The following is a 13152-nucleotide window of genomic DNA, read 5'->3' as shown; positions in this document are numbered from 1 at the left end:
CATATCACATTGCTATCCGGCACTATCACTGACTGTCATGCCGGATGGCGGCTTCGCCTTATCCGGCCTACAGGTTAAATCATCTCAATCACATCATCATCGTGAGGCTTACCACCGCTCAGCGCTTCATCAAAGTAGTGCTTCGGTACGGTAAAACGCAAATGATCGAGCGCAAACTGCATGCTGCGTTCATCAATGGCGTGCCCCAGATTTTCAACGATATCCAGCGTCACATCCCCACCGGCGCGAATTAACGCCTCCTGCGCGGCAACGGCGTGAGATAACTCAATCACCCGGTCTTCACCGCCGTGAATCAAGTGCACCGTAGTCGCAGTGGTTGCCGTCTCCGGTAAAGTGGCATAGCGACCATTGAAGGCAATGACCCGCGACGCCAGCCCCGGCTCGGCTTTGATGCTCTCAAGCGACATAATAGAACCCTGAGAAAAACCAATCAGCGCGGTAGCCTGCGGTGAAACGCCGCTTTGCTTCTGCCAGTAACGCACTGTTTCGATAAACACCGGCATAATCGCGTCAATACGCGCCTGACGGTTCTCTTCCGTTACGCCCTGCACCGAAAACCACTGACGTCCAGAAGTTGTACCGTAAGGCTCTGCCCCGCCAATGCTAACGATTAGCGCATCCGGAAACAGCGGCGCAAACCAGGAGCCAATTTCCCCCATGGCAACCGGGTTATCGCCGACGCCATGAAACAGCAACAATAGCTGTTGAGCGGGTTTATCGGGACTTTGAACAACAAAATGGTCATCTTTCATGGCGATCTCCTTAACTGATGAGAATCATTCTACGCCGCTTAACCGCAATGACCATGCCAGGAAATTGAAGAAGTTAGTGAAAAAATTGCCATTGCATAATGCGATTATGTAGCCGCTGTTCACGTTCAGCGTCCAGCTGTTTTAAGGCCTGCGCGGCCTCAGCGCGCTGAACCGCCAGCAGCGCTTTGCGACCTGAGATCTTCAGCCGTTGGCATAATTCGGCGTCGCTGTGTTTAGCCTGTAAACGCCCGCGAAGCGCCGGAAGAGGCAGTTCGCTGTGCTCAAGCAGACGACTCAGACAGCCAAGCGACGTCAGCAATGGTCGATGCGCGAAGGCAAACCCAGCCAGCTCAGCCCAGTCATCCCCATTAAGCGTAGCCTCTTTCAGCGGGGTCAGCGGAATGTGCTCTCCATTCCACTGCGCAAGGATTTCCGCATCCCTGCGCAGGCGCTGGTGTTCCCGCCGGGCAAGGCGTTTACCCGCTTCGCTGATGGGAAGTATCGCCATAGCGGTGTAACAGCCGCTGCTGGCTTCCCGATGATTGCCCATCCGTACCAGCACAAAACCGCAGCGTTGCCAGAAACGCCATAGTTCAGCCGTATAACCAAAGCTGACGGACAGATAATCACACTGCATGGAATAACGCAGGGCCTGCATAATCAACTGCTGTCCGATACCTTCTCGCTGGCGCGAGGGATGAACCGCAATTCGGCTAACCCGTCGCCCGACAAGCGTCGCCGCCAACGGGTCACCGCCATGCGCCGCCAGTGACTGTGCAACCAGATTGCCTCTTGGTCGGCGATATCCGGCCCAGACGGCCTGGCTTAATTCTGCGGATAATCCCCCCTCATCGACCAGCCAGACGGCTCCCGCCACCGAGTCAGCAGCCGAAGCCTGAAGGAAATGCTGCCCCGGCGCATCCATCATCCGCCGCAGGTCCAGTGGCGAGGTGCGATAATGCGCCCCGGAAAGCAGTTGATATACCGCTAACGGCAGCGCCGGGTTTGTATGCCAGGCGCGTTGCTCAAACGCCGAGAAGTGCAAATCCCCCAATGGGGTATGCGTGAACGTTTCATCACCAAACACCAGCGCATCGCTGACGATTTGCTCCAGCGGACATCCCTGCGCCCAGCGTACGGGTTGTTGCAACTCATAGCGTCGAAGAGTGGGGAAGCAGGCGCAGAATTTCAGCAAGAAGCCTCTGCCAGTCCCCTCGTAGCCCTGAACGGTGGTGGTTAACAGTGTACGAGGAAAACGCGCCACCAGTTGGTGCAGCAGCGGCGCGGGGATCGCGGCGGCTTCATCTACAATCAGCCAGTCTGCGGTTGCAGAACTGCTTAACAGCGCATCCGGGGCCATGAAGCGGTAACGCTCTGCGGCAAATTGCGCCAGCACATCGGTTGCCGCTTTGGCAGGCGCGGTAACAATCGCTGTCCCGTTGATACGTGCTATCAGTTGCCCCGCCAGCGCGGATTTGCCCCGGCCACGTGCGGCAGTGACCGCAACCACGCCGGGAGGCATCTCCAGCAACTGCGCTAAAATCAGCGCCTGTTCAGGCTGAGGTTCACCGGTTGCCGCGTGCCAGTCTGCACGAACAGGAAAACCTGGGCTGGATGCAGGCAGATGCTGTTGCCAGTGCAGAGCCTGCCCGTCACAGGAAATTACCCGTTTAACGTGTTCAACAAAGTACGGTGTTGGGATAGGTTCAGCGCAGTCGCCCCAGCGCAGTGAATCCGCGTCCGGATGCGTGTGCCAGCTATGCCAGGGTGGAGTGAGCAAAACCAGCCAGCTTCCGGCAATCAGCGTTCCGCTTAAGGCGGCAAATGCCGCAGCGTCAAATCCCTGCCCTGCGTCAAAAACCGCATGACGGAACTCGCGCCCTAGTAACGTTTGCAGCGCCTGCGGCGTGCAGTTCGGCTCAGCAGGGGCTTGCGCCCCTACCCATAGCCAGTCGCCGGGTAACATGTTGCGTAGCGCTAATGCCCGCTCCCGACACCAGTTCCCTTCGCCGCTGATAATCAGCAGACGACGGATCCCTTCGCAGCTCATCTGTTCGGTTAACGCGCTCAGCGCCGTGATATCAGACATCCCTGCCTCTGTATCTTAAATGCCTTTACCAAAAGTATTACATTGTCCCGGATCGCCGCTGTCAAAACCGCGTTTGAACCAGGTAAAACGCTGCTCGGAAGTACCATGGGTAAAGCTGTCCGGCACAACGCGTCCTTGTCCCTGCTGCTGCAGGCGATCGTCGCCAATGGCCTGAGCGGCGTTCAGCGCTTCTTCCAGATCACCGGACTCCAGCACGCCCTGCTGCTGCATACTGTGGCCCCAGACGCCGGCAAAGCAGTCCGCCTGCAGTTCCATACGCACGGAAAGACGATTTACCTCAGCCTGTGAGGCATTCTGCTGCATCTGGCGAACTTTCGGTTCAATACCCAGCAGTTTCTGCACATGGTGACCCACTTCATGGGCGATAACATAACCCTGAGCAAAATCACCATCGGCGCCCAGTTTGTTTTTCATGTCATCATAGAATGAGAGGTCGATATATACCGTGCCATCTGCCGGGCAATAAAACGGTCCCATCACGGACTGGCCCGCGCCGCAGCCGGTTCGCGTTGCTCCGCGATACATCACCAGCTTCGGCTGTTGGTAGGTCCGGCCCATTTTTTCAAACTGCTGTCCCCAGGTATCTTCCGTGGTGGCCAAAATTACCGAGGTAAATTTCGCTGCTTCATCATCATTTGGGCTGATGGAGTGTGATGATTGCTGTTGGGAAACAGGCTGACCGGTCATTAATCCGGTGAGATCCACGCCATAATAACCTGCGACAAGCACCACGATTAGCAGGATGATGCCGCCTTTACCACTGGGCAAACGAAAACCAGGGCCGCCCATAGAGGGGCCACCGCCGGAGCTGTTTCGTCTGTCTTCCACATTGTCACTTTCACGACGCCCTTGCCAGCGCATAATCACCTCAACTTTTTATTCATTATGATGATGATCGTAGGCGGTTCGGAACAGGATTACCATAAGAAACAGTAATCAAAATCAGCGGGATTGATGAGCCGGAGAGCGATCGCCGGCTCAGAGGGAGGATTAGTCTAACTTCACACCCAGACGATGCGCGACGGCTTCATAGGCTTCGATCAGCCCGCCCAGGCTCTGGCGGAAGCGATCTTTGTCCATTTTATCCAGCGTTTCTTTGTCCCACAGACGACTGCCGTCCGGTGAAAACTCATCGCCCAGAACCACTTCACCTTTATACAAACCGAACTCAAGTTTGAAGTCGACCAGAATCAGACCCGCATCATCAAACATCTTTTTCAGCACGTCGTTGGCTTTGTAGGTCAGCTCTTTCATACGCGCCAGATTCTCTTTGCTCACCCAACCAAAAGTTTCGCAATAGGAATCGTTAATCATTGGATCGTGCATAGCATCGTTTTTCAGGAACAGATCAAACAGCGGCGGATTCAGTTCAATACCTTCCTCAACGCCTAAACGCTTAACCAGTGAGCCTGCCGCGCGGTTACGTACCACACATTCAACCGGTACCATCTCCAGTTTTTTCACCAGACATTCGGTATCGGAAAGCAGTCGCTCCATCTGGGTAGGAATGCCCGCTTCTTGCAGTTTAGTCATAATGAAATGGTTGAACTTGTTGTTCACCATGCCTTTACGGTCAAACTGTTCAATGCGCGCGCCATCCCCTGCTGACGTATCATTGCGGAATTCGAGCACCAACAGGTCCGGGTTTTCCGTGCTGTATACGGTCTTCGCTTTACCACGATACAACTCAGCTTGCTTTTGCATCTTTATTACTCCTGGGTGTGAATTAACGATAAATATTGCGTTTTTCTGCCGACGCACACGTTTGCGTATCATATCAGAAAAAAAGGCTGGAGTTATCCAGCCCTTTATTTTTACTTACTGAACGCGGCCTGGAAGACGGCGACCAGCGCGTCGTTCTGGCTTTGCGTCAGGGTATGCCCCTTCGGATCGATAAACTGCAAACTACTGCGGTTGTCTAAATCACCGACCTGCAGTTTGTAGTCGCCGGATACCAGACCCGGATCGCTTGCGCCCAACTCCTGCCAGTTGCTATCGGACAGTGGTTTGTAGGTGACGGCGATGCTGCCCTGAGAGCGGGTGCTGTCGGTCACTTTCATCCCCACTTTCTCAAGCGCTGCCGGCAGACGCTGCCATACCACGTTGAACGGTCCACGTACCACCAGCATCGGTAAACCGGTGTCATCGGCGGCGCTCTGAACATCCATGGTGGCTGCCGAGCGGTTTTGCGCGGCATTCGCGGCGTCGGTGGCGTTCTTATCCAGACCAGCAGAGATAACGTTCATCATCTCAGCGCTGTAACGCTGCATTGATGCCGCATCGGCTACGGGTTTACCCGCCTGCTCGAGGTTAATCAGTTTCACCGTTACCGCTTGCTGATAGCCCTGCGGTTTAACCGAGATTTGATAACGTCCACGGTACTGCTCGTCTTCATCCAGACGGTTCCAGTTAACCCAATCGGTGGTCAAAGTCTGACTGGCATCATCACGTTTGGTGATCGTGTAGTTTTTAGACTGAATGACGCTAACGACCTGTGGCCACAACGTGTTGCCACGACCATTTTCCACCAGCAACGTCGACGTATCACCCGCGATCTGAGTGCGAGCGCCGGTGACCAGTGCTAACGGCTGAGCCGGTGGGCGAATGTCCAGCGCTTTACCCACGGCACCGCTGCCGTTGGTTACCGGGATATTATAGTCACCCGACATAACCGGCAGAATCATTCCGGCTGGAGCGTGAAGCTCAGCAAGCGGTGCGGCCTCCAGATAGGATTCATCACCGCTCACCTGGCGCTTATAACGCGAGTCAGAACTACAGGCCGCGAGCAACATAACAAGCGAAACACCCGCAACCTTGGCCAGGCGCGACTTTTGTACTGAGTAAGCCATCAAATCTCCCTAAACTTTACAGCAAACCGGCATGCTTAAGCGCCGCTTTGACGATTTCACGAGCATTGTCCGTGATTGGCGTCATCGGCAGACGTAGCGTATCGGTCGCCACAAGTCCCAACTCCTTACACGCCCATTTCACTGGGATAGGATTGGGTTCGACAAATAGTTTGTTGTGTAACGGCATCAGACGCTGATTAATCACCCGCGCCTCGGCAAAGTGCCCGGCTGCCGCCAGTTTGCACATTTCAGCCATGTCACGCGCCGCAACGTTAGACGTTACGGAAATCACGCCATGACCACCGAGCTGCATAAAATCCAGTCCGGTTGCGTCATCACCGCTGAGCAGAATGAAGTCGTCTGGAACCAGCTCTTTGATCTGGTGAACGCGACTTAAGTTCCCCGTGGCCTCTTTAATAGCGATAATATTTTTTACTTTCGCCAGGCGACCAACGGTTTCCGGCAGCATATCGCAGCCGGTACGGGACGGCACATTATACAGAATTTGCGGCAGGTCAGTATGTTCAGCGATGGCTTTGAAATGCTGGAACAAACCTTCCTGGGTTGGGCGGTTGTAGTAAGGCGTCACCGTCAGGCAGCCGACAACACCACTGTCGTTGAAACGCTGCGTCAGACTAATGGCTTCCGCGGTCGCATTGGCGCCGGTTCCGGCTATTACCGGAATACGCCCGTCGGCCAACTCCAGGGTCATCATCACCACATCGCCATGCTCATCATGACTCAGGGTGGCAGACTCACCGGTGGTGCCAACCGAAACGATCGCCGAGGTGCCGCTGGCGACATGATAATCAATCAGTTTTTTCAGGCTCGACCGGCAGACTTTACCTTTCTCATCCATCGGCGTAACAAGCGCGACAATACTTCCCGTGAACATGGGCCATCCTCTGTGCAAACAAGTGTCTCAATGGTACGTTTGGTACGACAATAAAAGCAAGCGACCAGAGCCGTTCTGATTGTTGTATGCATGTTTTTTTTATGCTTTCCTTATGATTACCTCACCGCTCAAAGGAAGAACAGGTTTGACATCGTCATCGCAACACTATCTGGTCATTACTGCGCTGGGTGCTGACCGCCCAGGAATTGTGAACACCATCACGCGTCATGTCAGCAGTTGCGGCTGTAATATCGAAGACAGCCGGTTGGCCATGCTGGGTGACGAGTTCACGTTTATCATGTTGCTGTCGGGCACCTGGAATGCCATCACCCTGATTGAATCAACCTTACCATTGAAAGGTGCAGAGCTGGATTTACTGATCGTGATGAAGCGCACGACCGCGCGCCCCCGTCCGGCGATGCCCGCGACGGTATGGGTTCAAGTCGATGTCCCTGATTCTCCACATTTGATTGAACGCTTTACCGCCCTGTTTGACAGCCACCAAATGAATATTGCGGAACTGGTGTCACGCACGCAACCGGCTGAGAACGGAAAGGCGGCACAGCTGTTTATTCAAATCACCGCACATAGTCCTGCGTCACATGATGCGGCAAATATTGAAGATGCGTTTAAAGCACTCTGTACAGAACTCAATGCGCAAGGCAGTATTAACGTCGTCAATTACTCACAGCATGATGAACAGGATGGAGTTAAGTAATGAACCCACTGAAAGCCGGTGATATCGCACCGAAATTTAGCTTGCCGGATCAAGACGGAGAACAAGTAAATTTAACCGACTTCCAGGGACAGCGTGTTCTGGTTTATTTTTACCCAAAAGCCATGACACCCGGCTGTACCGTTCAGGCCTGCGGCCTGCGCGATAACATGGATGAGTTAAAAAAAGCAGGTGTTGAAGTGCTGGGAATCAGCACCGATAAACCAGAGAAGCTTTCCCGATTCGCGGAAAAAGAAGTCCTTAACTTCACGCTCTTGTCCGACGAAGATCATCAGGTTTGCGAGCAGTTCGGCGTCTGGGGTGAGAAATCGTTTATGGGCAAAACCTACGATGGCATCCACCGCATCAGCTTCCTGATTGATGCTGAAGGGAAAATTGAGCATGTGTTTGATGACTTCAAAACCAGTAACCACCACGATGTGGTAATGAACTGGCTGAAAGAGAACGCTTGATTTACGTTTTGCCGGATAAAGCCTGATGGCGACGCTACGCGTCTTATCAGGCCTGTTTCCGCGCAACCCGCAGGCCGGATAAGGCATTTACGCCGCTATCCGGCATCAACCTCGTTTATTCAAACGTCCCTTTTACGCAGGCTTTTTTCTCCCTGACCACGGCTTTTCCCTTCGCCCACAGGTGATGAACCTCCAGCGCGTCGTTGAGCACCAGAATGTCTGCATCACATCCCACCGCCAGACGCCCCTTATGCTCCAGTCCCAAAAACTCTGCGACCGTGCGCGTCAGCGGACACAGCGCCTGCTCCAGCGGTATGGCATGAACCTTCACCAACTGGCGCACCGTTTCTGCCAGCGATTCAAACCCTGCGACACCGATGCCGGTGAGGTTACCGTACTCATCAAATTCCGGCTGGCTGCCGTTGCCGTCTGAGCTCAGCGTAATACGCGACAGCGGCACGTTCTGGCTAAGCGCCGTGGCGATTGCCGTGGCCGGGTCGACGGGCTCATCAATACTGCTGGTAATGTCGATATAACCGCCTTTGCGGGCATACTCCAACGCCGCCTGGAACAACGGTTGTGCACGATTAACGTGGGTCGGCAGCAGTTTGGTAATCGGCACATCGCAACAGTCGAGGATCTGGTACAACGGCTCCAGCATGCGCGGGCTGTCGCCCATATGGAAGACGCTGATTCCCGGTTTTCGCCCTAACAATCCACCCACGCGCGCTTGCGCCGCCATGTTTGCCAGCGCCGAAGAATCCGGAGCGGAAGAACGGTGGTCCGAAACCGCGCATTTCACGCCAATAATTTTATCGATCAGCGCCACGTCGCGATCGATGCTGCCGGTAATAGTCGGGGAAGGTAGAGAATACGCCCCGGTCAGCATCCACGCGCTAATGCCTTCAAATTCCAGCGCGCGGGTTTTCGCCAGCAGCGATTCCGGGTGACGGGTAATACCATCAGTACCCAGTAATCCCACCACCGAGGTGACGCCAGCTTCAACCAGCCGCGACAAGCGCACTTCCGGCGTGCGGGTGTGCGGCCCCGCTTCTCCACCGCCGCCAATCAGATGGACGTGTTGATCGATAAACCCCGGACACACAATCGCGCCGTCAAGATTGATGCACGTGCAGCCGGGAAAATCTTCAGGGGAAATCAACGGCGCGATGGCAACAATTTTGCTGCCGGACACCAGTATGTCCTGGCGCCCTAAATCTTCCGGCGCGTACACGTGTCCCTGCTGGAACAACGTCAAATTAAGAATGGAACAGTTCATAACCTTCCTTGTCAGGCAATAACCTGCATAACCCAAATAGAGAGCAGCGCATTAATTACGCATACCGCAATAATCAGCGGGTAGTAACGGGGATGAACCCCCGCGGTCCCCAGACAGCGTCCCACATTTTGCACCGGATTGCCCATCAGGTAGATAGCCGGTAACAATACCGTGGCATCATGTCCCGAAAGCGTACCGGCGACAACCAGGCTGGCGCAAACGCCGACGCCGCCTCCCATACTCATCACCGCCGCCAGCAGCACGGTGGCAGATTCCCCCGGCAAGCCCCACAGCGCCATAACCGGCTCACATACCCGCCCGACAATCTCGAGCAGCCCCGTCACCTTCAGCGCCTGAATAATTACAAACGCCATCACCACGTTAGGCAACAGGCTGGTCGTTGCAATAGTAAATCCGCGCCGTGCGCCATCGATAAACATATCCATGACATTTTTACGTACCTGCGTTGTCATCTCACGCCTCCTGCTGCATACGGCGATTTTCCAGCTGCGCAATCCACAAACGCAGCAGGTTCGCACCCACAAATTTGAAGACAAGGATCACCGCAAGCGGCGTAATTACCGGAACGGTAACCACCGTAAACAGCGCAGCGCCAGAGGAAAAATAGTTGGTAATACACGCGCTGCCGCTGGTTTGCCAGCAGGCAAAAATGGCACGTTCCTGTTCAGTGATAATGCCCTCTTCCGCCATTTCTTTGGTCATCCCGGCCGCGGCATCGGTATTTTGCAAATTCGCAATCAACGCCAGCGAACAAATCCCTGGAATACCGAGTAACGGGCGCAAGACAGGCGTCATCAGCTGTTGCGCCGCACGTAAACCTCCCAGCCCTTCAGTGACGGAAATTATCCCGAGCGAAAGAATGACGGAAGGCGCCAGCTCAAGCGCGAATAAGAAGCCATCTTTGGCGCCCATACCGCCCGCGCCGCGAAAAGAGACTGCCGTGTCGCCCGCCGCATTAATCTGCCCAAATGCGCCGTTGAGGACGGTGAAGTCAAAGACCCGCCACCATTCGGTACTTTTCGCAAACATGCCGGAAAAAAGAATAATCGTAATAAAAAAAGCGAGATAACCGCCCCATCCCACCTTTTGCTGCGTGTGTGTGTTGTGACCCATTTTGTTCTCCAGTTGGCCTTATTCCTTGTGTGACTAAAAGACATCACGCAGGTCAAGTTAAAGACAAATGCGGAGAAAAACGACAGCCGAGGAGAATATTCAGAAAGTGTGGATAGAGGTCCGACAAGTTCAGCTCCGGCGACATTGCATCGCCAGAGCATGCGGATTAGGGTTCATCAACGGCCTGACCATCCGGCCAGGCATGCATTACCGCTTTGATTAACGTTGCCAGAGGAATCGCAAAGAATACGCCCCAGAATCCCCACAGGCCGCCGAAGATCACCACCGACAGAATAATCACCAGCGGATGCAGATTTACCGCCTCGGAGAACAGCACCGGCACCAACAGATTCCCGTCTAACGCCTGGATAATCAGGTACACGGCAAAACAGCTCCAGAACTCGGTGCCAAGGCCAAACTGGAACAGCGCCACACCGACTACCGGAATCGTCACGACAAAAGCGCCGATATACGGGATCAGCACAGAGAACCCTACCAGCACTGCCAGTAGCAGCGAATAGTTGAGACCAAACAGCAGAAAACCGAGCCAGGTCGCCACGCCGACCACCACCATCTCCAGCACCTTTCCGCGAATATAGTTGGTGATTTGCTGATTCATCTCTTTCCATACCTGCCCCGCCAGCCCGCGATTACGCGGCAGCACCCGGCGCACGGCGTTCAGCATCTGTCCTTTATCTTTGATCAGAAAGAACACCATCAATGGGACGAGAACCAGGTAAACCGCCAGCGTCAGCAAACCGACCAGTGAGGCCAGCGAATATTTCACCACCGAATCACCCATGGTGAGCATTCGCGAGCGCATATTCTCCGCCATCGCATCAATAATGCCCGCATCCATCAGCGCCGGATAACGTCGTGGCAAGGTGGCGGCAAAATCAGACAATTTATTGAGCATGCCGGGCATATCGCGGATCAGGTAGATCCCCTGCTGCCATGCAACGGGCATCACCACAAACGCCATCAGCAGCAAAATACCGACAAACACCACCAGCACGATCGATGTTGCCCAACGCCGTGAACAACCTATATGTTCCAGCCGTACGGTCGGCCATTCAAGCAGGTAAGCCAGCACAATGGCGACCAACAGCGGCGCCAGAAGACCGCTAAAGAAGAACAGGATGCCAAAACCAGCAACCAGAATAATCAGCAAGGCGATGGCTTCGGGGTCGCTAAAGCGGCGGCGATACCATTGCATCAACATTTCGAGCATAAAACCCTTCCATGAACCCAATAGCGGGATTGCGATCCCGAATTGTATCGAAATGTCACAAAAAAGACTTCGCTTTTTATGGCTGATTACGCAAAGTGAAAAGACATTTTTCCTGGGTGTTCATCGTCAGGTTTCGCAGTTACACTCCCTAAGCTTGCGGAGTGTGAACGATACTTCACGGCATTGGTCAAATGGCTATCTCAAAAAAGAATACAGGACAGAGGTTATGTTCAGGCAGTTGAAAAAAAACCTGGTTGCTACCCTCATTGCCGCACTGACCATCGGTCAGGTCGCGCCCGCATTTGCTGATACTGCGGACACCCTGCCTGATATGGGAACCTCGGCAGGGAGCACGCTTTCCATAGGACAGGAAATGCAGATGGGCGATTATTACGTACGCCAGCTGCGCGGCAGTGCGCCATTAATTAACGATCCGTTGCTCACCCAATACATTAATGCGCTGGGGATGCGTCTGGTCTCGCACGCCGACTCGGTAAAAACGCCCTTCACCTTCTTTTTGATTAACAACGATGAAATCAACGCCTTTGCTTTCTTTGGCGGCAACGTTGTCCTGCACTCCGCGTTATTCCGCTATTCCGATAACGAAAGCCAGCTGGCATCGGTTATGGCGCACGAAATTTCCCACGTTACGCAGCGTCACCTGGCGCGTGCTATGGAAGATCAGAAACGCAGCGCGCCGCTAACGTGGGTTGGTGCGTTAGGTTCAATTTTATTGGCGATGGCCAGTCCGCAGGCGGGTATGGCGGCGCTGACCGGTACGCTGGCAGGTACACGTCAGGGGATGATTAGCTTTACGCAGCAAAACGAACAGGAAGCCGACCGCATCGGTATTCAGGTGCTGCAACGCTCGGGATTCGATCCCCAGGCCATGCCGACGTTTCTGGAAAAACTGCTCGATCAGGCCCGTTACTCTTCGCGTCCACCAGAAATTTTGCTGACTCACCCCCTGCCTGAGAGCCGTCTGTCGGATGCCCGTAACCGCGCCAACCAAATGCGCCCGGTGGTCGTCCAGTCATCAGAAGATTTTTATCTGGCTAAGGCGCGAACCCTGGGCATGTACAATTCTGGTCGCAACCAACTGACCGACGACCTGCTGAGTAACTGGTCGAAAGGCAACGTGCGTGAGCAACGTGCGGCGCAGTATGGTCGGGCATTGCAGGCGATGGAAGCCAGTAAATACGATGAGGCGCGTAAAGCGCTGCAACCGCTGCTGGCGGCAGATCCTAACAATGCCTGGTATCTCGACCTGGCTACGGATATCGATCTCGGTCAGAAGAAAACCAGCGACGCTATTAATCGGTTGAAAAACGCCCGCGACCTGCGCACTAACCCGGTACTGCAGCTCAACCTGGCGAATGCGTATTTACAGGGAGGACAAGCCAAAGAGGCGGCAACCATCCTGAATCGCTATACGTTTAACCATAAGGACGATCCCAACGGCTGGGATCTGTTAGCGCAAACGGAAGCCAACCTGAACAACCGCGATCAGGAACTGGCGGCGCGCGCCGAAGGGTATGCCCTTGCAGGGCGTCTGGATCAGGCGATTTCGATGCTCAGCAGCGCAAGCTCTCAGGTGAAACTGGGTAGCCAGCAGCAGGCCAGATACGATGCCCGTATTGACCAGCTACGCCAGTTGCAAGAGCGCTTTAAACCGTACACGAAAATGTAACAG

13 protein-coding genes are annotated in these 13152 nt (G+C 54.4%); 3 read left to right on the top strand and 10 right to left on the bottom strand.

Annotated elements, in window-relative coordinates; genetic code table 11:
* Positions 1-74: 74 nt before the first annotated feature.
* From ypfH to dapA, 6 genes are all read right to left on the bottom strand, one after another.
* On the bottom strand, positions 75-773 hold the full coding sequence (ypfH, locus tag OGV80_RS20945; RefSeq protein ID WP_286515690.1) for an esterase: 699 nt from the start codon (positions 771-773) through the stop codon (positions 75-77).
* Between the two features lie 73 nt (positions 774-846).
* Positions 847-2862: a tRNA(Met) cytidine acetyltransferase TmcA gene (locus OGV80_RS20940; RefSeq protein ID WP_286515689.1), complete on the bottom strand. Its 2016-nt coding sequence runs from the start codon at positions 2860-2862 to the stop codon at positions 847-849.
* A 15-nt stretch (positions 2863-2877) separates the two neighbouring features.
* Positions 2878-3744: a KPN_02809 family neutral zinc metallopeptidase gene (gene ypfJ, locus OGV80_RS20935; protein WP_005121887.1), complete on the bottom strand. Its 867-nt coding sequence runs from the start codon at positions 3742-3744 to the stop codon at positions 2878-2880.
* 129 nt (positions 3745-3873) lie between these two features.
* Positions 3874-4587, bottom strand: coding sequence for a phosphoribosylaminoimidazolesuccinocarboxamide synthase (purC, locus tag OGV80_RS20930; protein WP_003835086.1), 714 nt, complete (start codon positions 4585-4587; stop codon positions 3874-3876).
* Between the two features lie 110 nt (positions 4588-4697).
* Complete coding sequence (gene bamC, locus OGV80_RS20925; protein ID WP_043017164.1) at positions 4698-5732, bottom strand: outer membrane protein assembly factor BamC; 1035 nt, start codon at positions 5730-5732, stop codon at positions 4698-4700.
* A gap of 16 nt (positions 5733-5748) precedes the next feature.
* Positions 5749-6627 carry a 4-hydroxy-tetrahydrodipicolinate synthase gene (dapA, locus tag OGV80_RS20920; protein WP_199994329.1) on the bottom strand — a complete coding sequence of 293 codons (879 nt, stop codon included), beginning with the start codon at positions 6625-6627 and terminating at the stop codon, positions 5749-5751.
* A 145-nt stretch (positions 6628-6772) separates the two neighbouring features.
* Here dapA and OGV80_RS20915 point away from each other — a divergent pair, with 145 nt between their 5' ends.
* Positions 6773-7345 (top strand): glycine cleavage system transcriptional repressor, encoded by a 573-nt coding sequence (locus tag OGV80_RS20915; RefSeq protein ID WP_043017165.1) that lies wholly within the window; start codon positions 6773-6775, stop codon positions 7343-7345.
* Positions 7345-7815 carry a thioredoxin-dependent thiol peroxidase gene (gene bcp, locus OGV80_RS20910; RefSeq protein WP_003835095.1) on the top strand — a complete coding sequence of 157 codons (471 nt, stop codon included), beginning with the start codon at positions 7345-7347 and terminating at the stop codon, positions 7813-7815. The genes OGV80_RS20915 and bcp overlap by 1 nt, the downstream gene beginning before the upstream one ends.
* 115 nt (positions 7816-7930) lie before the next feature.
* Here the strand turns inward: bcp and iadA are convergent, their stop codons facing one another.
* The 4 genes from iadA to OGV80_RS20890 form a co-directional block, all read right to left on the bottom strand.
* Positions 7931-9094 carry a beta-aspartyl-peptidase gene (iadA, locus tag OGV80_RS20905; protein ID WP_200000996.1) on the bottom strand — a complete coding sequence of 388 codons (1164 nt, stop codon included), beginning with the start codon at positions 9092-9094 and terminating at the stop codon, positions 7931-7933.
* 11 nt (positions 9095-9105) lie between these two features.
* Complete coding sequence (locus tag OGV80_RS20900; protein ID WP_003037948.1) at positions 9106-9567, bottom strand: YjiG family protein; 462 nt, start codon at positions 9565-9567, stop codon at positions 9106-9108.
* Position 9568: 1 nt separating this feature from the next.
* On the bottom strand, positions 9569-10228 hold the full coding sequence (locus tag OGV80_RS20895) for a nucleoside recognition domain-containing protein (RefSeq protein ID WP_047409568.1): 660 nt from the start codon (positions 10226-10228) through the stop codon (positions 9569-9571).
* A 166-nt stretch (positions 10229-10394) separates the two neighbouring features.
* Complete coding sequence (locus OGV80_RS20890; protein ID WP_006683504.1) at positions 10395-11459, bottom strand: AI-2E family transporter; 1065 nt, start codon at positions 11457-11459, stop codon at positions 10395-10397.
* Between the two features lie 226 nt (positions 11460-11685).
* On the opposite strand from OGV80_RS20890, the gene bepA reads away from it, so the two are divergent.
* On the top strand, positions 11686-13149 hold the full coding sequence (gene bepA / locus OGV80_RS20885) for a beta-barrel assembly-enhancing protease (protein WP_043017169.1): 1464 nt from the start codon (positions 11686-11688) through the stop codon (positions 13147-13149).
* Positions 13150-13152 lie beyond the last annotated feature (3 nt).

The sequence above is a fragment of the Citrobacter sp. Ce119 genome, from assembly GCF_030334525.1.
GTDB classification, from domain to species: domain Bacteria; phylum Pseudomonadota; class Gammaproteobacteria; order Enterobacterales; family Enterobacteriaceae; genus Citrobacter; species Citrobacter europaeus.
This window is presented reverse-complemented; position numbering and strand designations above follow the sequence as displayed.

Excerpts from the sequence above, each read along its gene's own strand:
- ypfJ (WP_005121887.1), bottom strand. The coding sequence starts at position 3,744 with ATGCGCTGGCAAGGGCGTCGTGAAAGTGACAATGTGGAAGACAGACGA.
- OGV80_RS20940 (WP_286515689.1), bottom strand. The coding sequence starts at position 2,862 with ATGTCTGATATCACGGCGCTGAGCGCGTTAACCGAACAGATGAGCTGC.
- OGV80_RS20890 (WP_006683504.1), bottom strand. The coding sequence starts at position 11,459 with ATGCTCGAAATGTTGATGCAATGGTATCGCCGCCGCTTTAGCGACCCC.
- bepA (WP_043017169.1), top strand. The coding sequence starts at position 11,686 with ATGTTCAGGCAGTTGAAAAAAAACCTGGTTGCTACCCTCATTGCCGCA.
- bamC (WP_043017164.1), bottom strand. The coding sequence starts at position 5,732 with ATGGCTTACTCAGTACAAAAGTCGCGCCTGGCCAAGGTTGCGGGTGTT.
- ypfH (WP_286515690.1), bottom strand. The coding sequence starts at position 773 with ATGAAAGATGACCATTTTGTTGTTCAAAGTCCCGATAAACCCGCTCAA.
- dapA (WP_199994329.1), bottom strand. The coding sequence starts at position 6,627 with ATGTTCACGGGAAGTATTGTCGCGCTTGTTACGCCGATGGATGAGAAA.
- iadA (WP_200000996.1), bottom strand. The coding sequence starts at position 9,094 with ATGAACTGTTCCATTCTTAATTTGACGTTGTTCCAGCAGGGACACGTG.
- bcp (WP_003835095.1), top strand. The coding sequence starts at position 7,345 with ATGAACCCACTGAAAGCCGGTGATATCGCACCGAAATTTAGCTTGCCG.
- OGV80_RS20895 (WP_047409568.1), bottom strand. The coding sequence starts at position 10,228 with ATGGGTCACAACACACACACGCAGCAAAAGGTGGGATGGGGCGGTTAT.
- OGV80_RS20900 (WP_003037948.1), bottom strand. The coding sequence starts at position 9,567 with ATGACAACGCAGGTACGTAAAAATGTCATGGATATGTTTATCGATGGC.
- purC (WP_003835086.1), bottom strand. The coding sequence starts at position 4,587 with ATGCAAAAGCAAGCTGAGTTGTATCGTGGTAAAGCGAAGACCGTATAC.